The organism is Winogradskyella sp. A2 (assembly GCF_046762865.1).
GTDB lineage: Bacteria > Bacteroidota > Bacteroidia > Flavobacteriales > Flavobacteriaceae > Winogradskyella.
This window is the reverse complement of record NZ_JBKQXM010000006.1, coordinates 75952-101578: the sequence shown is the minus strand read 5'-3', so window position 1 is coordinate 101578 and position 25627 is coordinate 75952. Positions and strand designations below refer to the sequence as shown.

Sequence of the window (25627 nt, the reverse complement as noted above, 5' to 3'; positions counted from 1 at the left end):
AGATTTTTATTGATCAAATTTCAATATATTAGTGAAAATTTATTCTTAAAACATGAAAGTACTTTTATCCCTGCTCCTTGTCACCTGTTCTATATCATTTGCTCAAAATTCTCTAGAACAAGATATTTTGGACATTGAAGGCAAATTAATTGAATGGCGACACCATTTTCACCAAAATCCTGAGTTATCAAACCGCGAATTTAAAACTGCTGAAAAAATTGCCGAACATTTAAAATTACTGGGGTTAAAAGTTGAAACAAACGTTGCTAAAACTGGAGTTGTAGGACTTCTTGAAGGCGATAATCCTGGTAAAGTTGTAGCATTACGGGCAGACATCGATGCACTACCAGTTACTGAACGCAACAATTTACCATTTAAATCAGAAGTACGAACCACATTTCTTAATACAGAAACAGGTGTAATGCATGCTTGTGGCCATGATACTCATATTGCGATTTTAATGGCCACCGCAGAAGTTTTATCAAAACATAAGGACAAAATAAATGGAACCATAAAGTTTATTTTTCAACCAGCTGAAGAAGGACCACCACCCGGAGAAGAAGGTGGTGCCAAACTTATGATTAAAGAAGGGGTATTAGAAAATCCAAAGGTAGATGCTATTTTTGGCCTTCATATAAATTCTGAAACGCCGGTTGGTACAATAAAATACAAAACTGAAGGAATCATGGCCGCAGTTGAGCGATTTGTTGTTAAAGTAGAAGGTAAACAAACACATGGTTCTCAACCATGGTCTGGTGTAGATCCAGTCCTTATCTCTGCCAAAATCATCGATGGGTTTCAAACTATAATATCTCGAGAATCTCGTTTAATTGAGGCTCCTGCAGTTATAACCGTTGGTAAAATAACAGCTGGTACAAGATTTAATATTATACCAGAGTCAGCAGAAATGATTGGAACCGTAAGAACTTTAGATGAAGATATGCGTCAACTCATAATGAAACGCATGAATGAAATGGCTTCTGATATTGCAAATGCCTATGGCGGTAAAGCAACTATTGAATGGCAAAACAATACTGTAGTTACCTATAACGATCCCGAATTAACAGCTCAAATATTGCCATCGTTGCATACGGTAGCTGGTGAAGAAAATGTACAACTAATGAAAGCTACCACAGGTGGTGAAGACTTCTCATATTTTCAAGAATTAGTTCCTGGTGTTTATTTCTTTTTAGGTGGTATGACTCCTGGTGAAACAGAAGTTTTTCCTCACCACACACCAGATTTTAAAATAGACGATAATGGAATGCTATTAGGCGTTAGAGCATTTACTCAGATTACCTTAGACTATTTAAATAATTAAAAATAATGAATGCGGCATTAGAATATCTTGGCGCGATCCCTTGGTGGCTATGGATTGTTATTATTTTGGCTATTGTAGCCATTAGAGATGTATTTTTTCAACGTAAACATACCGTAAGTCACAACTTTCCGATTATTGGTCATTTAAGATACCTGCTTGAAAGTATTGGTCCTGAAATGCGCCAATATTTTGTTGCGAATAACAGGGAAGAATTACCATTCAATCGAATTGAAAGAAGTTGGATATATGCTTCAGCCAAAAAAGAAAATAACTACGAAGGTTTTGGTACTGACCGAGACATCTACGCACACCAGCATATTTTCATCAATAATGCTATGATGCCGTACCAAATTGATAAGGATCATCCCAATGCTATTGATAAAACCTTTGTGCCTTGTGCCAAAGTAATGGGAATCTATAATAAAAGAAGAAAACCATACAGACCAGCATCAATTATTAATGTCTCTGCAATGAGTTTTGGCTCTTTATCTGCTAAGGCTGTAGAATCCCTAAATAAAGGTGTGAAAATTGCCAATGCTTATCACAACACTGGTGAAGGTGGTCTTTCACCTTATCACAGCAATGGTGGTGATGTTATTTTTCATTTTGGGACAGGTTATTTTGGTGTCCGTTCTGATGATGGTGGTTTTGCAATGGAGAAATTGATTAAGCTTGTTGAAGACAATCCATTTATCCGTGCTATTGAAGTAAAACTATCCCAAGGTGCTAAACCTGGGAAGGGTGGTGTATTGCCAGGAAAGAAAATATCAAAAGAAATTGCCAAAATAAGAGGCGTTGAAGTAGGTAAAGATGTATTGTCACCTCCAAATCACAAAGCATTTTCTAATGTCCCTGAACTTGTTGATTTTGTTGAAGCTATTGCTGAAGCTACTGGATTACCCGTAGGTATAAAAGCTGCTATTGGAAAACTTGAACAATGGGAAGAACTTGCACAGATCATGAAAACCAAAAATCAAGGTCCGGACTTTATTACTGTTGATGGTGGTGAAGGAGGTACAGGTGCCGCACCACCTAGTTTTGCAGACCATGTATCTTTACCCTGGGTATATGGCTTCAGTGATATTTATAAACTTTTTCAAAATTATGGATTAACAGAGCGCATTGTATTTATTGGTAGTGGTAAACTAGGTTTCCCCGCAAAAGCCGCTATGGCATTTGCTATGGGAGTAGATTGTATAAATGTTGCCCGAGAAGCTATGATGAGTATTGGTTGTATACAAGCACAGATTTGCCATACTAATCGTTGCCCTACAGGTATCGCAACACAAAACAAATGGTTACAAAACGGTATTAACGTGCCGCTTAAATCAGAGCGACTAGCCCAATACTTTAATACATTTAAAAAAGAGGTCATTGAAATTTCACATGCTTCAGGTTATGAGCATCCTTGTCAATTTGATATGGATGATATAGAAATGAATGTAGATGACCACCATTTAAGCAAAGAATTTGATCAAACCTTTAAATATGAAAAAACACCTGTTGAGTTTAATGGTATGAAAAGTTTAAAAGAATGTCAGTATCTTGGCGGTAATTATTCCAACAACTAAAAACAATAAATTTAAATGGATATAGATAAACTCTTAGAGGTTGCCTTAAGTCTTTTACCAGCAATTATTGTCGCTGTAATTGCCTATTATTTCTTTAAGCAACATGTTGAAAATGAAAATAGCCGAAGACGGTTTATGCTTCAAAAAAGCATGCAAAAAGAAGCCTTTCCATTAAGGCTTCAAGCGTATGAACGTATGGTACTTTTTTTAGAACGGATTTCACCTTCAAAATTACTTACTAGAACTAATCCAAATACTTCAAATAAAGAAGATTACGAATCTTTACTTATAGCGACAATTGAACAAGAATTTGAACATAATATATCACAACAAATCTATGTTAGTGATGAATGTTGGAACGTTATTAGAGGTGCAAAAAACGCCACAATTCAACTGATACGCAAAGCTACAATGAAGGAAAAAACAGATACAGCTAATAAACTAAGAGAAGTTGTTTTGACCGAATTAATGGACAAGCAAGCACCTAGTAATACTGCACTAGCATTTATTAAAGAAGAGGTTGGTGAAATGTGGTAGACCTACCATTAATTTAACTTGACTTTTTTAAAACACCAGAGTGTTTCTGTTTGGCATAGTCAAAGCCTTGTTGCCACCATTTTTCCATTAGTCGCTTACTAAAAATCAAAGAGTTTTCCGTTAGCGAGGTTGGTGTGTAATACAGATTCAACTTTACACCTCTGTTCTTAGCTGCTAATTTTCCTATTACAATATCATTTCGCTCCACTTGATTGAGCAAGTGTCCAAACAAACTAATCATTAAAGAAAACGGGTTTTTACCTAACACTTTCTGCCTATTCATGGTCTCAGCCTCCAAAACCACTGCATCAACTTCTGTAGCACCGCGTAAAATCGCTTCTCTTATCGGAATAACGCTTCCTAAGCCTCCATCTGCATATTCGTGCCCATTGACAACCGCCAAAGACATGAAGGGAATATAATTACATGAAATCCATATCCAATTACAAAATTCCTCATAAGTACAATCTTTAATTGACTTATACTCTACTCTATTCATAGAAAGATTAGAAACCGTAACCACAACATCATGTCGAATCTCTTTAATTTTATTGAACTCGTCTTCGGTAAAATTCCTCCTAATATTGCGCTTAAGTGCTTTACTTTCTCCAAATGTCCGTTTCAAACGGATAAATTGCCATAACGAGTTGATGAAATCTATGGACACATATTCCCTATTACCCTTTTTACGTTGCACAAAAGGACTTATACTAAAAATATCTTGCTGTTGCACATTAGTGAAGATACCGTACAATTTTTCAATTTTTCCTACAGCCAAATGAGGTACTAGAAGACTACCAGTAGAAGTTCCCAGAAACATGTCGTACTCTCTCCCTTCTTCTTGCATGAGATATTGAGCTACACCACCTGCAAATGCACCTTTACTACCACCACCTGAAATAACTAAAGCACGCATTAATCTTTATTTTCTTCTAGTTGTTGACTAAGTTCTTTTGCAAACTTAACTAATCTCCAATTATGATGAGACTTAGCGTTTTCAAGATTGCTTTTACACATATCATCACAGCCTTTTATAAGCTTTAAATATTGAAAAGCGTTTATTCGCAAATCAGCATTATGTTTTTCTTCTGTATATCCTAATAGTTCAGCATAAAGCTCTTGATTGCTCTCAGCTTGGTAATATGGTGTATTAAGGTTCAAAATAATCCATAACAATCGTACATTTTTATCATTAAACCCATCTATAAATCTGGTTTTGGACAAATACTTTGCACGTTCTAAAGGAAAATTAACCCATAAATTATACAATGCTCTTTCAATTGTTATGTATGACTGGTCGTCTAACAAAGATTCGTAGGCTTCTTTTAAATCTTTTGGAATAATGGTAAGATGTTGCGCAATCGCCTGCCTTACCTTTAAACCACTTTTAAATGTATCATTTGTAACCAATTCCGGAGCCTGCGAAATCACCTTAATCTTGGCTTCATCAGAAACATCGTATTTTAAATATTCAGAACACTTTGCAGATTTTGCCTGGCAATCTACCATAAGATACTCTTGAATAAAAGTAGATTTTGCCTTTAACAAATCAATAGCTTTATATGCAGGAAACTTCTCATCGACAATCCAAGTATTAACAAAAGAGTTAAGATTAATTTTGGCTAAAACTTCTACCTCTCTAATAAAATCAGAGGTTTGTGCCGTACCATACGCATGTTTATTGAGATAATTCTTCACTGCCTGTTTAAATACTTGATCACCTACTTTTTCCCTTAAAGCAAAAAGCACCCATGCACCACGCTGATAAAAGGTTAAACTACTCGATTTTGGATTTAAAAGCGATGTACCCTGACCTGCTATATCTTGCCGACCCAAATCTACGGCAGATTCATAAAGCTTAAAATGATAATAGTCATCTCCAAAAATGTCACGCTCAGCCAATAAAGCATAATAAGTAGAAAATCCTTCTTGCAACCAGTGATGTTCTCCTGAAGTTGCAGTCACTAAATTGCCAAACCACTGGTGTGCTAGTTCATGAGCATTAACATTAATATAATTTTTGTCATTAAAGCCAATAGAATCTACTACAAAGGCATCCGAAAAAATAGTACAACTGGTATTTTCCATACCTGCGTATAAGAAGTCATGCACAGGTACTTGCTTGTAATTCTGCCAAGGATAGGCAAATCCTATTTCATCCTCCAAAAAATCGAACATACGTTTACTATAGCGATAGGTTGGCTCTACCTTTAACGAATCTTCTGGATAAAAATAATATTCTAAAGGGATTCCGCTATTAGAGGTTTCTGTTTTGTTGTTGTATTTACCAATTGCAAATGCACAAAGATAGCTAGACATGGCTCTATCCATTTGATATGACCATTGATTCCATCCGGTTTGACCCTCCTTTTTAGCTATCAATTTTCCATTCGATATCACATTATAATCTTTTGGAACCTCAAAATTAAAACTGAATACAATCTTTTCATTCACATCATCGAAACTAGGTAACCAATTACTAGTATATTTTCCCTGACCTTGTGTCCAAATATTCCATTCTTCATCACGGTTTAAGAAATACAAGGCTTTCTTTGGCTTTACATAATATCGAATCCGTATTTCATTTTCTATAGATGGACTAAAAGGTTGTTTTACAACAACTTTATTGTCTTTATAAACAAAGGAAGCCTGTTGATTATTCAAATAAACATCTTGAATATTTAAATTTCTGGCATCGATAAAAATTGAATCTATTGACTTGACAACATCAAACCTGTAGGCTACCAGACCAGTCACCATACCAGAATCTGGAATAATTTTTACTTTCGCCAAACCCTGAGTGAAATCAACATACTCAATTTGTTGCCCATAACATATGACATGACTTAAGATTGTAAAAATTATGAGAATTCTTTTCATTGTTTGAAACTATACAAGGATAACGCCAAAGTACGAATTTTAGTCATTTTCCATAACAATTGCGATTCCTTTTTACACGTAAAATGAGTAAATTCGCAACTATGAGTGTGAATCTGCAAACTCCAATAGACTACCTCAAAGGTGTTGGCCCCAATCGGGCGGATTTACTACGCTCAGAACTTGGTATTCATACCTATCAAGACCTCATCAACCTATTTCCCAATCGCTATATAGACCGTACAAAGTATTATAAGATCAATGAGCTTCAGCGTAATAATGCTGAAGTGCAAGTTATTGGTACTATTGTAGGATTTAGAGAAGTTGCACAAAAGCGAGGTAAACGCCTTGTTGCAGACTTTAAGGACGAAAATGGAATGATGGAACTGGTTTGGTTTAGAGGACAAAAATGGATTAGAGAAAGTCTTAAAACCGGCGTGCCTTATGTCATTTTTGGTAAAACCAATTGGTATAATGGTAAATTTAGCATGCCGCATCCTGAATTGGAATTATTGGATGAACATGAAAAGAATTTACGTTCTGCCATGCAAGCCATATATCCTTCTACAGAAAAATTATCTAATAAAGGAATTACTAATCGCGTAGTTACCAAAATAATGCAACAGCTTTTTCTGGAAACGAAGGGACAATTTGTAGAGACATTATCCAATTCTATTCTGGGTGAATTAAAATTAATTACGAAATCTGAAGCTCTTTTTAATATACATTTTCCGAAATCTCCAGAGCTACTTTCAAGATCGCAATTCCGATTAAAATTTGAAGAATTATTTTACATTCAGTTGCAATTAATTCTGAAAAACCTCATTCATAAATCAAAAATCAAAGGCTTCAAATTTGAAAAAGTTGGCGACTATTTCAATACCTTTTATAAAGACCATTTACCATTTGAATTAACCAATGCACAGAAACGTGTTTTGAAAGAAATCAGAGCAGATTTAGGTAGTAATGCGCAAATGAACCGACTATTGCAAGGTGATGTGGGTTCTGGGAAGACCATAGTTGCTTTTATGTCAATGCTCATGGGGCTTGATAACGGTTTTCAATGTTGTTTAATGGCTCCGACTGAAATTTTGTCAGTCCAACACTACAATGGATTAAGTGAATTATGTAATAAACTGAAAATCAGTATTTCATTACTTACTGGTTCAAGTAAAACTTCAGAAAGAAAGGAAATTCATGAAAATCTAGAAAATGGGAGTTTACAGATCTTAGTTGGTACTCATGCCCTACTCGAAGACAAGGTAAAATTCAAAAATTTAGGACTCGCAATTATTGACGAACAGCATCGTTTTGGCGTCGCACAAAGATCAAAATTGTGGCATAAAAATGAGTTTCCTCCTAATGTACTGGTCATGACTGCAACCCCAATTCCAAGAACCTTAGCCATGTCTGTTTATGGCGACTTGGATATTTCGATTATTGACGAATTACCATCTGGTAGAAAACCGATAAAAACGGTTCATCGGTATGATAATAATAGACTTAATGTTTTTAAATTCATTAAAGATGAAATCGCAAAAGGCAGACAGGTATATGTGGTTTATCCTTTAATTCAAGAAAGTGAAAAAATGGATTATAAGGATTTAATGGATGGCTACGAAAGTATCTCTCGTGAGTTTCCTTTGCCCCAATATCAAATTTCCATAGTTCACGGTAAAATGAAAGCAAGCGATAAAGATTATGAAATGCAGCGCTTCGCTAAAGGTGAAACCAATATTATGGTTGCTACTACAGTAATAGAAGTTGGTGTTAACGTACCTAACGCCTCAGTAATGGTTATTGAAAGTGCAGAGCGGTTTGGTTTATCCCAGTTACACCAACTTCGTGGTCGCGTTGGTCGTGGTGCAGAACAGAGTTATTGCATCCTTATGACCAGTCACAAACTCAGTAACGACAGTAAAACCAGACTCGAAACCATGGTACGGTCTAATGACGGATTTGAAATTGCCGAAGTAGATTTAAGGCTTCGTGGTCCAGGTGATATTATGGGAACACAACAAAGTGGTGTATTAAATCTCAGAATTGCGGATATCGTTAAGGACAGGGCTATTTTAGAACAAGCTCGGTTTATGGCTAAAAACACATTGAAAATCGATCCTAGTTTGGCATTGCCAGAAAACAAGGCGATTCTTTACACATATCGTCATATGAGTAAGTACAGAAATATCTGGAATTATATCAGTTAAACGAATTGGTATTAAATGAAACAACCTCTATTTCATAAACAAAAAAAGGCCTGGTACCAACTACAACCAGGCCTTCCAAAACAGTAACTAAACGTGTTTTGATGATGAATATGTTATATTATAATGCGCCTAATTCCTTAAGTGCTTTTTCAGATCTTGTTTTATCTCTTTCAGATGGCTTTAAGGCCAATGCCTTTTTATAATGTTTTATTGCTGTTTTTGTATTGCCTTTTGCTTTATAGGCTGCTGCAACACTATTGTGCCAAGTCGGATTCTTAGGGTCGCTTTTTAAATTCATATTGTAATATTTTAACGCCCTATCATGATCTTCAATACTCAACATATAATTACCCATTCTATTTAATTGATTGGCATTTGCCATGGTTGAAGCTTCATCCATTGTAGTACCAAAACCTTCCTTATCACCTTTTTTCATAAGGATCTGCGCTTTTGTCGCTAAGCCATTAACGGTTTTTTCGCTAAAGAAATTACCTTCTAGCGCACCATTAATCCAAGCAAGCGCTTCATCTAAATCGCCACCATTGTTCAAAGCAAAATTTGCAGCTTGTTCCCAATTTTGACGTGTAAATCCTTTTTGTCCTTTAAGCTGAGAACGCAATTGATCCATGACTATATTGGTAACATCTACTTCAATTTTAAACGGAATGGCCTTTTTTTCCCATTTCAATGAAGCTACAGCAGAATTTGCACTCACCTCATCAAAACTATAGGTCAATAATTCAGTATGTGGAGTTTCTACTAGCTTTACATCAACTTTTAAAGCATCTTTTGCTGGGTCGTAAAAGTAACTTCCCCAAGCTTCTGTATCTTTTGATAGGATGATTGTTGCATTCTCAATATCCTTAACATTAATATGAAGTCCATATGTACCTGCCGCTACAGTTTTCCCACCTATACTAACGTCGTTAGTAAATGAAATGGTAGTGTTTTCGTTGGCACCAGCACGCCAAGGTGCTTCAGTTGATGTTCCAAATCCAAGATTGTTGAGGCCAAACGGTACTAGTTTTCCCCAAATTTCTCTCTCATTGACACTAGGCCTAGAATAGGTTATGGTAATGTCCGTTGTTCCTACGCGTTGCATCACAGAAGCCATCTGACTTCCTCGCGGTGTAAATAATTGTGCACTTGCTGTTAAAGAAAAACACAGCACTAAACACATTAATAGTGAAGTAATTGTTGCTCTCATTTTTATTTGATTTTGTTTAGTAGTACTACCAAATTACTCGGATTATAAAAGCAACGCTGTTATGGACATGTTAAAAAGAACTTACACTTTGTTAATTATCATAAAATTAAGACACAAAATGGCAACGACATAGGCAATGTGTGTTTGAAAATTAATTTATCTTAGTCCAAACAAACCAACTTACATGCTCACCAAATTAGGCCAAAAATTTACGGATTCCTTCACCAAATATATGCCGAGCGCCTATGTATTTGCACTATTACTAACCTTACTCTCAGGATTACTAGCCTTGATTTTTACGAGTTCTAAACCAATTACAATCCTAGAAGGTTGGTACGATGGTTTCTGGAAGCTCCTCTCCTTTGGTATGCAAATCGTATTAATCGTTATTACAGCTTATAGTATCGCACAAGCGCCACCAATAAAAAAAGGCATTGATTGGTTATCTAAAAAAATTACCAAGCCAATTCAGGTTTATATTATCGTAATGGTATTTGGTATTCTGATTTCTCTGATTAGTTTCGGTATGGTAGTAGTCACCTCAATTCTGGCAAGAGAATTAGCCTTAAGAATAAAAGGTATGCACTATCCCTTTTTGATAGCCTGCGTATATTTTTCAGGTAATGCATGGGTATGTGGCTTGTCTAGCTCCATTCCATTACTATTAAATACAGAGAATAATTTTCTAATCGTTGACAATATTCTAACAGATACTATTTCTACAGGATATAGTTTAGGCTCCACCTTAAACGCACTAATGATTTTGTTGTTTGTGGTCGTAGCACCACTAATCATTTGGTTATTAATACCTAAAACATCAGATGGCAAAGAATTAAAGGATTTGATAGTAGAAAAAACAGACTCAGAATCAACCATTAAAAATGAAGCCTTATCCTATAAATTACCCTATAAAGCCATATCTGATGCCTTAAATAATGCTGGGTGGTTGCAACTAAGTGTTGCTCTATTTGGTTTAATTTACATAGTGTATCACTTCGCTACTAAAGGTTTTGATCTTAATTTCAATATTATGATCTTCATTTTTATCGTGGCAGGCTTATTTCTTCATATCACACCTATGCGCTACAGTATTGCTATGAAACGTGCTAGCAGTAATATTTCTGGTATTTTGTTTCAGTATCCTTTTTATGCAGGTATTATGGGCATTATGATGGCTTCTGGATTAGGTGTGAAAATTAGTGAGGTCCTGGCTTCAGTGGCAACGCCAAATTCCTACGCCTTTATTTCGTATATAACAGGTGGTGTTGTAAATTTTGCCATACCATCTGCTGGAGGAGAATTTGCGGTTATAGGACCAAGTATCATTACTATGGTACAAGAATTAGGTGTTGGTCTTTCACCAAGTGAAATTAATGCTATGGTAGCAAGAGCCTCTTTATCTGTTGCCTATGGTGAAAGCTTAAGCAACTTATTACAACCTTTCTTTTTATTATTGGTATTTCCTGTAATGGGTAAAGGGATTAAAATACAAGCGAGAGATGTGGTTGGCTATTTGTTTGTTCCTTTTGTGGTGTTGTTTGTGATACAGGCCTTGATGGTAACATTTGTGCCGCTTTAAAAATCGTCAATTTCAAAACATTACTCCTCCAATAAATCAGAAACAAAGCCTTCAAATTCGGTTTTAAACTCGGTGTATTTTTCACCTGTTGCTGGTCCATTAAAGCCAGTATGTATTTTACGTACGTTTCCCGTTTTATCAATAAAAATAGAGGTTGGGTAGGACAATACATGGTTGAGCATTGGTAGTTTTTCTTGGGCTTTTTCTTTATCTGAAGAGCCATATTGCGCCAAGAGTATTGGGTAATCGATTCCTATCCTAGATTTTAATCGATTAATTCTATTAAATGCAATCTCTTTGGTTTTTGCATATTCAAAGGCTAAGGCAACAATCTCAATATCCTTATCCTTGTTATTGTTGTAGAAATAAGCATAATACTTACTTTCATCCAAACAGTTTGGGCACCAGGTACCCATTATTTGTACAATAACCACCTTGTCCTTAAATCTATCGTCCTTAAGGCTTACCATTTCACCTTTTGTATTCGGAAAGGTAAAATCTATGCTATCATAACCTTCCTTTAAAAAAGTGAGGTCGTTGGCACTTGGTAGTTCGTAATTGTCATTGCGTTTGGCTACAAAAGGTTCTTTCCAGTGGTTACCAGAATAGAAATTACCTTCCATGGTTGAGTCCGTCACCTTGGCCGTAAATAAAAAGGCATGTGCACCATCAAAAGTAGAGAGTTTCATGGTATCACCATCCATAACACCCTCAAGATAACGATAGTCTCCTGTTGTGGTTCTAAATGTTCCTGTGACCTTATCACCATCCTGCTTAAAAATACCTTTGGCTATATATTCATCCTCAGTTATTCCTTGGCTAAACACCGTTTCCCAAATACCAGATACATTTTGTGAAGCTTCAGATGTACCTATAAATCGGTTGTTATTGTTAAATTCAGCAGTGAATGGTACAACACGGTCTAAACTTTCTTTTATAAAGCTTCCTTTGAGATGGTTACCTTCAAAAACACCGGCAAAATACCCTTCAAAAACTGGTGCCATGATAAAAATAGAATCGTTTCGATAGGTTACCTCATCGATTTCTATAACTTCTTCGGCATTATATATTTTCAAGGTTTGTGGTGATGTGACTTCAAAATTAAACGGTAATTCCTCATTGTCTTGCACTTCTAAAACCGCTCTGTAGGTTCCTAATGTTAGTGTTTTCTGGTCACTTTTATTTTGGCAAGCGCAAAAAACTAAAGCAACAATTAGTACTAAAATGTATCTCATTTAAAAATGGCTTTGTATAAAGTTCGAAATAACAACAAATACCTTACATAAAAAAGCGCAATCAAATTTCATTCAATATTGGGATTTGCTATCTTTGGCATCTTAAATAGGATTGAGATTTATGAAAATTTCATATAACTGGCTTAAACAGTTTATAAAGATAGATTGGGATGCCGAGAAAACTGGAGAATTACTTACAGATCTTGGATTAGAAATTGAAGGTATTGAAGCTTATGAGTCTGTAAAAGGTGGGCTTAAAGGTATTGTTGTTGGTGAGGTTTTAACTTGTAAGCAACACCCAAATGCAGACCGTCTTAAGTTAACTACTGTTGATATTGGTGAAGATGCACCTCTACAAATTGTTTGTGGTGCTCCTAATGTGGCTAAGGGACAAAAAGTACCAGTAGCTACTATTGGCACGACCTTATATTCTGCTGAAGGTGAAGCATGGAAAATTAAGAAGGGTAAGATACGTGGTGAGGAAAGCCATGGAATGATATGTGCTGAGGATGAACTTGGTCTTGGTGAATCTCATGATGGTATAATGGTCTTAGATAAGCACTTCAAAGTTGGTACTGAGGCGTCTAAAGTATTTAAAATTGAAAACGACCAAGTCTTCGAAATTGGATTAACACCTAATCGTGCGGATGCAATGAGTCATTATGGCGTGGCCAGAGACTTAAAAGCAGGTTTATTACAGAAAGAAGTTGCTTTAGAGTTAATTACACCGTCGGTGAGTTCTTATCATGTAGATGCACGTTCGCTTAAAATAGATGTTGATGTTAAGGACAAAGAAAAATGTCCGCGCTACTGCGGTGTAACGATTTCTGGTGTTAAGGTTGAAACGTCACCAAGCTGGTTGCAACATCGTTTAAAATCTATTGGTTTATCACCAATTAATAACATCGTTGATATAACAAATTACGTTTTGCATGAGTTAGGGCAACCCTTACATGCATTTGACGCTCAAAAAATAGCTGGCAACAAGGTTGTAGTAAAGACCTGTAAAGCTGGCACAAAGTTTACCACTTTAGATGAAGTTGTAAGAGAACTACATGAGGATGATTTAATGATCTGTGATGGTGATAAACCAATGTGCATTGCAGGCGTGTTTGGTGGTATTGATTCTGGTGTTTCTGAAAACACCAGAGATATATTTTTGGAGAGTGCTTATTTTAATCCTGTAAGTATTCGCAAAACTGCGAAGCGTCACGGACTAAATACGGATGCATCCTTCCGTTTTGAGCGTGGTATTGATCCTAATATTACAGAATACGCCTTAAAACGTGCAGCACTTCTTATTGCTGAGGTTGCTGGTGGCGAAATCACAAGCGATGTATCTGATTCGTATCCGATAAAGATTGAAGATTACCAAGTTAGATTAAGTTTTGATAATGCCAAAAAACTAATTGGTGAGGAGATTCCGCGCGAAACCATTAAAAGTATTTTAACGTCTTTAGATATCAAGGTAAATAACGTAACTGAAGCTGGTTTAGGATTAACTGTACCTGCTTATAGAAACGATGTACAGCGCGAAGCTGATATCATTGAGGAGATTTTGCGTGTTTATGGTTATAACAATGTTGGTACTACTGAGAAGTTAAATGCTTCGATATCTAATTCGACACGATTTGAAGATTATAAGCTTCAGAATATTATTGGTAACCAATTAGCATCTCAAGGGTTCTTTGAGATTATGACCAATTCCTTAACCACACCAAATTACACAGAACTGAGCGAACAGCTAAAATCAGAACATAATGTAGAGATGCTTAATCCACTGAGCAATGATTTGAGTATAATGCGACAGTCTTTATTATTTTCTGGTTTAGAATCTACAGCGCATAACATTAATAGAAAACGAGGTGATCTTAAATTGTTTGAATTTGGCAAGTCGTATCATCAATATAGCGAGTCTAGAGAAGAATACAAACACCTTTCACTTTTTGTTACAGGAAATAAAACGCAAGACCGCTGGAATTCAACGGCAATTCCAAGTGATTTCTTTTATTTAAAAGGAATTGTTGAATCTGTTTTAGAACGTCTTGGTTTAAACCGATTAAAATCGGTCCCAGTAAAATCTGATGTATTTAGTGAAGGTATGACACTATCTTTAGGCAAGAAGAAGCTAGTAGATTTTGGTTTGGTAAAGAAATCAGTTCTAAAAACCTTTGGCATTTCACAACAAGTACTTTTTGCCGATGTGAATTGGGACAATGTTTTAGAGATGACTAAACATAACAGTATTAAATTTAAAGCCATACCAAAATATCCTGAGGTAAGACGTGACTTTGCTTTGCTTATAGATAGTTCAGTATCATTTGAAGATATATACACAACCGCAAAGCAAACTGAAAAGCAATTGCTTAAAAATGTGAACTTGTTTGATGTCTACGAGGGCAAGAATTTATCACAAGGCAAAAAGAGTTATGCGGTGAGTTTTACACTTCAAGATGAAAATAAAACATTAACCGATAAGCAAATAGACAAGATTATGTCTAAGCTACAATCTAATTTTGAAGGTAAGCTAGGCGCAGAGTTGAGATAATATGAGATTTAAACTTATTTTCATCATTTCAATTTTTGTTTTAGGGATTTCTGTGTCAGAAGCACAGAATCTCAATACTCAAATTGATTTTTCAAAGCCAAAACCAGAAACTATCTGGGAAATGGCTAAATACGATACTGAATATACTTTTAAAAGTGTTACCCATGCTTTTACTAGACCTTTGAGTTGGGAAAAAAAAGACTTTACAAAATTTATTGTTCTTGTTGGTAGTACGGCCGCTCTAACATATATCGATGAACCTATAAGGGATTTTGCACAGAACCAAAAAGATGGTTTTCCTGGTGTTGTAAGAGATTTTGGCTGGTACTTTGGTAGTCCTCAAAATTATTTTATTGCAAATGCTGGTTTATACAGTTTTGGATTATTTACCAAAAATGAAAACATAAGAAGAGTCAGTGTTTTAATTATATCTTCTTCTTTAACCACAGGCTTAATACAAACCTTTACGAAGAATGCCGTTGGAAGAGCAAGACCAGAAACTGGAGAAGGACACTTAACTTTTAAACCTTTTGCTAATGATTCTGGATACAGATCCTTTCCGTCTGGACATACTATCCTATCAGTTACAATGGCACATTCAATTGCAAAACAATTTGAAAACCCTTGGGTAAAGGCTGGTATTTATACAATTGGTGCAATTCCACCTATATCAAGATTAATTGATGATGCACATTGGTTTACTGATATTGCATTTAGTACCGTACTAAGTATTTTTGTGGTAGATGCCATTGATAAATTTTTATTTGATGAGAAGATTTATGATTATCCTGTAAAGGAAAAGAGAATTACCTGGAATCTAAGTATTGGTCCAAATAAAATAGGTTTTGTAGGTACTTTCTAATTACTTATTATTTATCATTTTATTCACAAATAACATATCAATATTCTTTACTTTTAACTATATTTTAAAAAAACTAAAATGGCAAATATTACATTAGGTGGCAATCCTGCTAATACCGTCGGTACACTACCAGCAAAAGGCACAAAAGCTCCAGATTTTAATTTAACTGCTAAGGATATGAGTGAAAAAACACTCGCTGATTATTCAGGATCTAAATTGGTATTAAATATTTTCCCAAGTGTTGATACTGGTGTTTGTGCACAATCGATAAGAACATTTAACGAAAAAGCAAGCAGTTTAGATAATACTAAGGTGTTGTGTATCTCAAAGGATTTACCATTTGCAATGGCTCGTTTTTGTGGTGCTGAAGGATTAGACAATGTCATAACCTTATCAGACTACAAAACCGGAAATTTTGGAACAGAGTATGGTGTTACATTTAAAGACAGTGCATTCGAAACGCTTTTATCGCGTTCTGTTGTGGTTATAGATACTGATGGAACCGTTTTATACACAGAGCAAGTACCAGAAACTGGTGAAGAACCAAATTATGAAGCGGCACTGAATGCTTTAAGCTAAAATGTGGCCAAAATTTAATGGATAAAAAAAAGGAACCATTTTTAATTAACAGACTTAAAAGTGTGGGCTATGCCTTTAAGGGCATGCTCATACTTATAAGAACGGAGTCTAGTATTCAATTACAGGTTTTTATTGCCATTGTGGTAACGATAGCAGGTTTTTACTTTGATATTTCAAAAACCGAATGGATGGTACAAATTACTATGATTGGATTGGTAATGAGTATTGAAGGTATTAATACTGCCATAGAGTACATAGCAGACTTTGTACATCCTGAACATCATAAAAAAATTGGTTTAATTAAAGATATTGCTGCAGGCGCTGTTTTTATTGCTTCAGTTATTGCTGTAATTATTGCTGGCTTTATTTATATTCCTAAGTTTCTTTAATACCAAAAGCACTAGGATAAGCGTTACATATTCGTATTTTTGTTTTACCCTTATTCTCAAGAGTTTTCAATGGTGCAAATCAAGTCTTTATTTATTGTAATAATGCTTTTGTTCTCAATTCAGCATTTTATGAATTGTGGTCCATCCATAATAGACCAAAGTCATAAAACGGATGAGCCAAAGTTATATGTACAACATGCATTATTTCAAGATATTTCAATAGACAAGTCGTTAGTTTTAGGAAAATTCAATTATAAGATTGATCCAAGATTTACAAAAGTTGATACACAACATGCAACTAAAGAAATTTATCTAAATAAGCAGGTTTATGAAGCCTTTATGAAAATGCATGAAGCAGCGCAAAAAGAAGGCATAGATTTAAAAATTATTTCAGGCACACGGAATTTTAATGAACAGAAAGTTATTTGGGAACGCAAATGGTTAAAATATAAGGATTTAGAACCTAAAGAACGTGCTCAAAAAATACTAGAGTACAGTTCAATGCCGTCAACATCTAGGCATCATTGGGGAACAGATTTAGATTTGAATAGTCTTAATAATTCGTATTTTAACAGCGGAAAAGGATTTGAAACCTATGAATGGTTAAAAACCTATGCGAATGATTATGGATTTTATCAAGTTTATACAGTTAAATCAAATAAACGAACTGGGTACAACCTAGAGAAATGGCATTGGTCTTATTTGCCTTTGGCAAGCCAATATTTAAGTTTTTATAATTCGCATATCAGCTTTAATGATATAAAAGGGTTTAAAGGCGATACACTGGCTAGTACAATGCAGATGATAAGTGATTATGTTAATGGTTTGTCTGACGTAGCAATCTATTACAACAACAAATAAGTCTTCCATTAGTTTGGAATTGATATATGGCTAAAAGAACGACTAAAAAGAAAAGTACAGCAAAAACCAAATCGAAGGTTTCCTTAAAAAAACCTTCGTTGAAGTTATCCAATCAGCAAAAACTGGTTTTTGGTAGTTTGTTGATAATATTGGGTGTACTCCTGTTTATTTCCTTTTTATCATTCATCTTCACTGGTAAAGAAGACCAAAGTGTATTATCTAATTTTCCTGAAAGAACAGAGGACTATAAAAATTGGGCAAGTCAATTAGGTGCTTGGGTAAGTGAACTATTCATATCAAAAGGATTTGGAATACCTTCTTTTATATTTTCTGGATTGGTTTTCCTCTCTGGTGTTTATGTTACGTTGAATTTAAAGAAGGACAGACTTAGAAAACATTGGATTTGGGGAATATTAATTGCTATATGGCTTTCGATATTATTTGGATTCTTTACCCATAAATATGATATTCTAGGAGGTACAATAGGATTTGAAATAAATCAGTTTTTACAAGATTATATTGGCAAAATAGGTACAGTACTATTATTGCTATTTGGGTTAATCACTTATCTAGCGATTAGATTTAAAGTAACTGGAGATACTTTTGTCAACATCTTTAAAAATGCTAAACGGAACATAAAAGAAGATTTAAGTACGGGAGTAGATACAACTTCAATTGCAGTAGATAATAGTTTAACAGAGGAAGCAGAATCTATTAAATCAGCATTTGAGATTCCACTTGAAAAACCAGAACCTACAATTTCAAATTATTCCAAACCAAAATCTAACTCAGAGGACGTAAAAATTGAAGTTGAGACTCCTAAGAAAAAGGAAATAGAAACTCCAGAGCTCCAAGTTGAAGTCGAAGCAATAGCTGAAGAGAAATCAGAAACGGATAATCTTTCAGATAAATTAGTTGAAGATTTTGGTCAATTCGATCCTACCCTAGAATTAGGAAAATATCAATTCCCACCTTTAGATCTTTTGAAAAAGTATGATAACGAAGGAATTTCTATAGACCAAGAGGAATTAGAGGAAAACAAAAATAGAATTGTAGAAACATTAAGTAATTACAAAATTGGCATTAGCAGTATTAAGGCTACAATCGGTCCTACTGTTACCCTTTATGAAATTGTACCAGATGCTGGAATTAGGATTTCTAAAATCAAAAATTTAGAAGATGATATAGCCCTTTCCTTAGCAGCTCTTGGTATTAGAATTATTGCACCAATCCCAGGAAAAGGTACTATTGGTATTGAAGTACCAAATAAAAACGCAACAATAGTTTCAATGCGAAGTGTTATAGCGTCACAGAAGTTTCAGCAATCTAAAATGCAATTGCCAATTGCTTTTGGTAAAACCATTAGTAATGAAACCTTTGTCGTAGACTTAGCAAAAATGCCACACTTATTAATGGCTGGTGCGACGGGACAAGGTAAATCGGTTGGTTTAAATGCAGTATTAACGTCATTGTTATATAAGAAGCATCCAGCCGAAGTAAAATTTGTTCTGGTTGATCCTAAAAAAGTAGAGTTGACCTTATTCAATAAAATAGAACGTCATTATTTGGCAAAACTACCAGATAGTGAAGAAGCTATTATTACAGATAATACTAAGGTAATTAATACACTTAACTCGCTATGTATTGAAATGGACAATCGCTACGAAATGCTGAAAAATGCATTTTGTAGAAATATTGCAGAATATAATGCCAAGTTTAAAGCAAGAAAGTTAAATCCTAATGACGGTCATCAGTTCTTACCGTACATTGTATTAGTAGTAGATGAATTTGCTGACTTAATAATGACGGCTGGTAAAGAAGTAGAAACTCCTATTGCAAGACTAGCACAGTTAGCTAGAGCAATTGGTATTCATCTTATTATTGCAACACAACGTCCTTCGGTTAACGTTATTACTGGTATTATAAAAGCAAACTTCCCAGCAAGAATTGCGTTTAGGGTAACTAGTAAAATAGATTCGAGAACTATTTTAGATGGTTCTGGTGCAGATCAGTTAATAGGTCGTGGGGATATGCTTTACACACAAGGAAATGATTTAATTCGTTTACAATGTGCATTTGTTGATACTCCAGAAGTAGAAAAAATTACTGAATTTATTGGATCTCAAAAAGCTTATCCAGACGCACATTTATTACCTGAATATATTGGTGAAGAGGGTGGCACAAATCTTGATATAGATATTGCAGATAGAGATAAGTTGTTTAGAGAAGCAGCAGAAATTATAGTCATAGCACAGCAAGGCTCAGCTTCATTACTGCAACGTAAGTTAAAATTAGGATATAATAGAGCAGGTAGAATAATAGATCAGTTAGAAGCAGCAGGAATTGTAGGGAATTTTGAAGGTAGCAAAGCAAGACAAGTTTTAGTAACAGATTTAGTAGCTTTGGATCAGTTATTAGAAAACGAAAATCAATAGAAAAGTAGACATATAAATAGCATGAAAAAGTTAGTTTTAATATTAAGTTTAGCAATTGGATTTACAGGTTTAGCACAGAATGATGCTAATGCAGAAGTGTTACTTAGTGAAGTAAGCGAGAAGATTAAAGCATACAAAAATATTAGCTTAGACTTTAAGTATGAGCTTAATAACCTAAGTGAAAATATAAATCAAGAAACACGTGGTGATGTTGTCATTGAGGGCGAAAAATATAAACTTAATATTTTAGGAATTACTCGTATATACGATGGCAATACGCTTTACACCATAAGTCCTGAAGATGAAGAAGTAACCATTTCATCTGAGAACACTGATGAAGAAGGAACTATTACTCCAAGTAAAATGCTTTCTTTTTACGAAGATGGATATACCTTTAAAATGGATATAATTCAAAATGTACGAGGTAGAAAAATTCAATATGTAAAGCTGAATCCTATTGATACAAATTCAGAAATAAAAAATATTCTCTTGGGTATTGACGCAACAACAAAGCACATTTACAACCTTATAGAGAATGGTAAAAACGGTACAAAAACTACATTAACCGTTAATTCTTTTAAAACAGATGAGCCTATCTCAAAAACCTTATTTACATTTGATGAAAGTAAATACAGTGATTACTTCATCAATAAGATTGATTAAGGTTTAAATAGCAATTTGTGAAAATATTAGATAGGTACATACTTATCACATTTCTTAGAACGTTTTTTAGCGTTTTTATCATATTCATGTTCATCTTTGTACTGCAAGGGCTTTGGCTATATATATCAGAGCTAGCAGGAAAAGATTTGGATATTTCTGTTACTGCTAAGTTTATTCTTTACTATATGCCAAGGCTTGTTCCTTTGGTGGTTCCTTTAACCATTTTACTAACCTCTATTATGGTATTTGGTAATTTTGCCGAAAACTATGAGTTTGCAGCGATGAAATCTACTGGTATTTCATTGCAACGTGCCATGCGAAGCTTAAGCGTTTTTATTGTAATCCTTGGAGTAGCGTGTTTTTTCTTCGCAAATAATGTTATCCCTTGGGGAGAATATCATTTCTATAATCTACGCAAGAATATTGCAAAAGTAAAACCAGCACTTGCTATTGCCGAAGGTCAGTTTAATGAAATTGGAAATATCAACATTAAGGTTGATAAAAAAACTGGTGACAGAGGACAATATCTAGAAGGTGTTATAATACATGAAAAAAGTAACACCAGAGCTGGCAATCATAAAGTTATAGTCTCAGAGAATGGCGAATTAAAAAGTAGTCCAGATTCTAATGTCTTGCAGTTAGAATTGTTAAACGGCAACTATTATGAAGAAATAATAGATAAAAAAAACAGTAGAGACGAAAAGAAACCACACGCCAGAAGTTATTTTGAAAGCTATTTAATTAATGTTGATTTAGAAATTTTAAATACTGAGGACCTTGATGAAAAAAGTCAAAGCGATCGATATAGTATGTTAGATGTTAAACAACTTAATAGGGCAATAGACACCTTAGATAAGGAGCGAAATGATGATTTAAAAGCACTTTCTAATACTTTATATAATAGATCTACATATACCGCCTTAAATTTAAATATGGATAAAAGCGCAAAAGACTCGCTTTATACTGGTGAACTTTTGGATTTGTTCAATCTTCAAAATAAGCTACAAATTATTAACCTAGCTACAAATTCTGCCAATAGTACCAATCAAATTATTGAATCTAATAGACGGAATTTTGCAACTAAAAAAATATGGTACAACAAACATATTACAGCACTACATGACAAGTTTGTTCTTGCAATAGCTTGTATAATCCTATTTTTTGTTGGTGCGCCATTAGGTGCACTAATTCGTAAAGGAGGATTAGGATTACCAATGGTTGTTGCAATTGCATTATTCCTTACTTATCATTTCTTTGGGATTTTTGCAATTAATAGTGCCGAAAAAGGCAGTTTGAATCCGGTTATAGGATCATGGTTATCTACTACTATAATGTTGCCACTGAGTATTTACCTAACAACTCGTGCTACTAACGACAAAGGCGTGTTCCAATTTGATCCTATTCTTGTTCCGTTGAGACAATTGTTCACTTCAAAAAGCCCTATTAGTTTGTCAGAGAGCGAAACCAAAGAGTATAACTATTATAAAAAGTATTCATTAGAAGAATTGGTAAAGATAATTAAGAGTCAAGGTGAATATGACCTAGATAAAAGACCAAAGGAAATTGCGCTTCATAATATATTGAATCGCAATATCTCACTTGAAAATTTAAAGACTGAAGGGTTAGAAATACCTGAAAAGCTCATAAAAGCAAAATCTATTTTAAAAGATTATAAAGATTACTCTATGACTAGTCTAGTTAGTTTCTCTATTGGTGGTATATTATTGATTCTACACTTTGTTTTTAGAAATAATAAACTCCCAGAATTTGCGGAAGCATCATTAAGTTTAAGCATTATTGCATTTATATTTTTGGCAATATATGCTGTAGTATCTGCCATTGTTTATTCAAACTTTTACAAAACAATTAACGAGGATAAAAAACGTATTAACCCAATTTGGTTCTTTGTTACACTTCCACTCTATCCTTTAAAATATGTATTTCTAAAAAATAGAATAGAACAGCACTTCTATCTTAGCTGTATCAGTAACATAAAATAAACTTATCTTTGCCAAATAAATTGATTGCTATGAGTACTACTGCAAAAACAAGAACCTCTCTTAACACAATTGAAGAAGCCATTGAAGACATTCGTCAAGGCAAGGTAATTATTGTTGTTGATGATGAAAATAGGGAAAATGAGGGTGATTTCTTGGCTGCAGCAGACAAGGTAACTCCCCATATGATAAATTTTATGGCGACTCATGGTCGCGGTTTAATTTGTGCGCCTTTGACAGAGAACAGATGTGAGGAACTTGAGCTGAACATGATGGTGAGAAACAATACCGATCCCATGGAAACGGCGTTTACAGTATCAGTAGACTTAAGAGGTAATGGTGTTAGTACTGGAATTTCTGCAAATGACCGAGCAAAGACAATTAAAGCGCTTGTAAATAATGAAACTAAAGCATTTGAACTAGGTAGGCCAGGTCATATATTTCCGTTAGTTGCTAAAGAAGGTGGTGTATTAAGAAGAACTGGACATACTGAAGCCGCAATTGATTTTGCCAGACTAGCAGGATTTTCTCCTGCAGGTGTCATTGTTGAAATTATGAACGAAGATGGTAGCATGGCGCGCTTGCCACAATTAATGGAAGTTGCTGACAAATTCAATCTTAAAATTGTTTCAATTGAAGACTTGGTAGCCTATAGAATGGAATACGATTCCTTAATTGAAAAAAAGGAAGATTTTGATATTGAAACCCGATTTGGAAAATATAGGCTTCGCGCTTATTTACAAACCACAAACAACCAAATACATATTGCACTTACCAAAGGCAATTGGAAATCTGACGAACCTGTTTTAACACGTGTTAATGCTACTCTAGTAAATAACGATATTCTTGGTACATTGACCAATAATGCTGATAAACAACTAGACGACATGTTTAACGTTATTAATAACGAAGGTAAAGGTGCCATTATCTTTATTAATCAGCAGGCAGAGTCTATGAACCTGCTAACCAGGCTTTCAATTCTCAAAGAAAACCAAGTCGAAGGAAAATTAGTTAAAGCACCAAGTATTGGTATGGACAGTAAAGATTTTGGTATTGGCGCTCAAATTCTTCACGATTTAAAGATTAGCAAGCTGAAACTTATCTCAAATAGTCTTCAAACCAAACGTGTTGGTATGATTGGTTATGGTTTAGAAATTGTGGATTATGTTAATTATTAATCTATAATAATCTTTTTAGTAACGCTTCTTCCTGCTGCGTTTAATTTCAAAATATATAAACCAGACTTTAGCTTTTCTACATTTAAATAAGTCACGTTATTGGTTTTGCTCAAAACATTTTGACCTAAAGGATTATAAAGTTCTGCCCTATCAACAGTCTCTATAGATCTAATATTAATAATATTAAACGCAGGATTAGGGTAGATATCAAATTTATCTGCAAAGATATCTTCCGTACTCAAACTATTTTGATAAACCCTAACATAATCAATAACCATATTACTTTCTACAAAATTTGGGTCAATTGCACCTGACACACCGCCCATTGCAATATTTAAAAGTAAATATTGATCCGCATCAAAAGGCCAAGTACTTGAATCCTTCACCGCAGGATTATATGTGTAAAATCCAACATCGTCAATTAAAAAGGTTATTTGATTTGGAGACCAATTCATGGAATATACATGAAAATTATTGGCTACATCAGGAAGAATATAGGATTGGAAGTTTTCAGTCGCTCCAAAACTAGAAGGTGTATGTATTGCACTACTCACGTGGTTAGTTGCACCTAGTCCATGCTCCATGATATCTAGTTCACCACATGCAGGCCAACCGGTAGTTCCGAAACCTTGAGTTTGCCAATAGGCCCCAGTTTCAGTGATATTTTTGCCCAGTGTCCAAATTGCAGGCCAAGTTCCTTCTCCAAAAGGTAATTTGGCTCTTACATCTACTCTGCCATATGTAAATGCAAATTTAGAGTTTAAACGTGCAGAGGTATAGTTTAAGGTTACACCATCTTGTGTGAAACTCTCGGCCTTAGCAACAATATTTAAATTCCCGTTTTCTAGATACGAATTATCCAGCCTATCTGTATAATGTTGTTGTTCTCCATTAAACCATTGCCCACCATTTGGACCAATTGTCTGGTGATACCATTTTGTAGCGTCTAAGGCTTCAGGATTTGTACTATCAAATTCATCTGCCCAGACTAAATCTGTGTAAATCACATCCAGAGCATGAGGATCTCCAGGACCTGAACCATCATCGATATCATCTATAATATAAGTTCCTGAGGTCGCCACACCTCCATCAATAAAAATCACTACTCGAGAATAACTCCCTGTAGCATTAACATTAGTACTAGTGCCACTTATAGTAGCATTTGCAAAATCAAAAAGAATATCATTGTCCCAACCTGAAGAAGAAGCTGTTTGCTGTACTTCAACGTCAGGGTCAGTGCCATTCTCTAATTTTATTAGAATAGTATGTGTATTTGGATCGAATTGATAAAAGTCTAAAGTAATTTGTTGTTCAGCACTTAAATTTATTGGCTGGATTAAGTCAATATAAAAGCCTTGCCATATATCGCTTCCATCATTAAAAAACTGTCCGGCTTCATCATTAGGATTTTGTGGATCTACTGTTAACGCAAAACCACTACCACCAAATCCAATAAAATTGTCTTGACTATCTGCAAAATCTATTGGCATCTGCTGCCCAATTGTAAATTGAAAACTAAACAATACAAATAGTGAACTTAAGTAATTCTTAATCATAAATCAATTTTTTATGAAAGATACA

19 protein-coding genes are annotated in these 25627 nt (G+C 34.7%); 14 read left to right on the top strand and 5 right to left on the bottom strand.

Going from position 1 to position 25627, the window contains the following annotated elements:
* Positions 1–52: 52 nt before the first annotated feature.
* Genes ACFWV9_RS12455 through ACFWV9_RS12445 form a run of 3 tightly spaced genes read left to right on the top strand, consistent with a single transcriptional unit; the run spans position 53 to position 3429 of the window.
* Positions 53–1321 carry an amidohydrolase gene (locus ACFWV9_RS12455; RefSeq protein ID WP_411895554.1) on the top strand — a complete coding sequence of 423 codons (1269 nt, stop codon included), beginning with the start codon at positions 53–55 and terminating at the stop codon, positions 1319–1321.
* A 5-nt stretch (positions 1322–1326) separates the two neighbouring features.
* Positions 1327–2892 carry an FMN-binding glutamate synthase family protein gene (locus ACFWV9_RS12450; protein ID WP_411895553.1) on the top strand — a complete coding sequence of 522 codons (1566 nt, stop codon included), beginning with the start codon at positions 1327–1329 and terminating at the stop codon, positions 2890–2892.
* A gap of 15 nt (positions 2893–2907) precedes the next feature.
* Complete coding sequence (locus ACFWV9_RS12445; RefSeq protein ID WP_411895552.1) at positions 2908–3429, top strand: hypothetical protein; 522 nt, start codon at positions 2908–2910, stop codon at positions 3427–3429.
* A gap of 13 nt (positions 3430–3442) precedes the next feature.
* On the opposite strand, the gene ACFWV9_RS12440 is transcribed toward ACFWV9_RS12445, so the two are convergent.
* Positions 3443–4345 carry a patatin family protein gene (locus ACFWV9_RS12440; protein WP_411895551.1) on the bottom strand — a complete coding sequence of 301 codons (903 nt, stop codon included), beginning with the start codon at positions 4343–4345 and terminating at the stop codon, positions 3443–3445.
* A complete protein-coding gene (locus tag ACFWV9_RS12435) occupies positions 4345–6309 on the bottom strand; it encodes a M1 family metallopeptidase (protein ID WP_411895550.1) in 1965 nt (654 codons plus the stop codon). The genes ACFWV9_RS12440 and ACFWV9_RS12435 overlap by 1 nt, the downstream gene beginning before the upstream one ends.
* Before the next feature lie 101 nt (positions 6310–6410).
* Here ACFWV9_RS12435 and recG point away from each other — a divergent pair, with 101 nt between their 5' ends.
* The gene (gene recG, locus ACFWV9_RS12430) at positions 6411–8513 is read left to right on the top strand and encodes an ATP-dependent DNA helicase RecG (RefSeq protein ID WP_411895549.1); all 2103 of its coding nucleotides are present in this window, start codon (positions 6411–6413) and stop codon (positions 8511–8513) included.
* Between the two features lie 118 nt (positions 8514–8631).
* On the opposite strand, the gene ACFWV9_RS12425 is transcribed toward recG, so the two are convergent.
* The gene (locus ACFWV9_RS12425) at positions 8632–9720 is read right to left on the bottom strand and encodes a DUF2911 domain-containing protein (protein WP_411895548.1); all 1089 of its coding nucleotides are present in this window, start codon (positions 9718–9720) and stop codon (positions 8632–8634) included.
* 184 nt (positions 9721–9904) lie between these two features.
* Between ACFWV9_RS12425 and ACFWV9_RS12420 the strand changes: the two genes are divergently transcribed.
* Positions 9905–11299: a short-chain fatty acid transporter gene (locus ACFWV9_RS12420; protein WP_411895547.1), complete on the top strand. Its 1395-nt coding sequence runs from the start codon at positions 9905–9907 to the stop codon at positions 11297–11299.
* 20 nt (positions 11300–11319) lie between these two features.
* On the opposite strand, the gene ACFWV9_RS12415 is transcribed toward ACFWV9_RS12420, so the two are convergent.
* Positions 11320–12534 carry a peroxiredoxin family protein gene (locus ACFWV9_RS12415; protein WP_411895546.1) on the bottom strand — a complete coding sequence of 405 codons (1215 nt, stop codon included), beginning with the start codon at positions 12532–12534 and terminating at the stop codon, positions 11320–11322.
* A 121-nt stretch (positions 12535–12655) separates the two neighbouring features.
* Here ACFWV9_RS12415 and pheT point away from each other — a divergent pair, with 121 nt between their 5' ends.
* The 9 genes from pheT to ribB all read left to right on the top strand — a co-directional run bounded on the left by pheT (position 12656) and on the right by ribB (position 24046).
* A complete protein-coding gene (gene pheT, locus ACFWV9_RS12410; protein WP_411895545.1) occupies positions 12656–15082 on the top strand; it encodes a phenylalanine--tRNA ligase subunit beta in 2427 nt (808 codons plus the stop codon).
* Position 15083: 1 nt separating this feature from the next.
* A complete protein-coding gene (locus ACFWV9_RS12405; protein ID WP_411895544.1) occupies positions 15084–15944 on the top strand; it encodes a phosphatase PAP2 family protein in 861 nt (286 codons plus the stop codon).
* Between the two features lie 78 nt (positions 15945–16022).
* Positions 16023–16523 carry a thiol peroxidase gene (gene tpx / locus ACFWV9_RS12400; protein ID WP_411895543.1) on the top strand — a complete coding sequence of 167 codons (501 nt, stop codon included), beginning with the start codon at positions 16023–16025 and terminating at the stop codon, positions 16521–16523.
* 17 nt (positions 16524–16540) lie between these two features.
* A complete protein-coding gene (locus tag ACFWV9_RS12395) occupies positions 16541–16912 on the top strand; it encodes a diacylglycerol kinase (RefSeq protein WP_411895542.1) in 372 nt (123 codons plus the stop codon).
* Between the two features lie 129 nt (positions 16913–17041).
* Positions 17042–17773 (top strand): M15 family metallopeptidase, encoded by a 732-nt coding sequence (locus tag ACFWV9_RS12390; protein ID WP_411895541.1) that lies wholly within the window; start codon positions 17042–17044, stop codon positions 17771–17773.
* 26 nt (positions 17774–17799) lie between these two features.
* The gene (locus ACFWV9_RS12385; RefSeq protein ID WP_411895540.1) at positions 17800–20208 is read left to right on the top strand and encodes a DNA translocase FtsK 4TM domain-containing protein; all 2409 of its coding nucleotides are present in this window, start codon (positions 17800–17802) and stop codon (positions 20206–20208) included.
* 21 nt (positions 20209–20229) lie between these two features.
* Positions 20230–20871, top strand: a complete 642-nt coding sequence (locus tag ACFWV9_RS12380; RefSeq protein WP_411895539.1) for a LolA family protein — start codon at positions 20230–20232, stop codon at positions 20869–20871.
* Positions 20872–20888: 17 nt separating this feature from the next.
* Complete coding sequence (locus ACFWV9_RS12375; RefSeq protein WP_411895538.1) at positions 20889–22871, top strand: LptF/LptG family permease; 1983 nt, start codon at positions 20889–20891, stop codon at positions 22869–22871.
* 29 nt (positions 22872–22900) lie between these two features.
* Entirely contained in the window at positions 22901–24046 is a 1146-nt protein-coding gene (gene ribB, locus ACFWV9_RS12370; RefSeq protein ID WP_411895537.1) for a 3,4-dihydroxy-2-butanone-4-phosphate synthase, read from the top strand.
* Here the strand turns inward: ribB and ACFWV9_RS12365 are convergent.
* Positions 24043–25602 (bottom strand): family 16 glycosylhydrolase, encoded by a 1560-nt coding sequence (locus ACFWV9_RS12365; RefSeq protein ID WP_411895536.1) that lies wholly within the window; start codon positions 25600–25602, stop codon positions 24043–24045. The genes ribB and ACFWV9_RS12365 overlap by 4 nt on opposite strands.
* Positions 25603–25627: the final 25 nt, after the last annotated feature.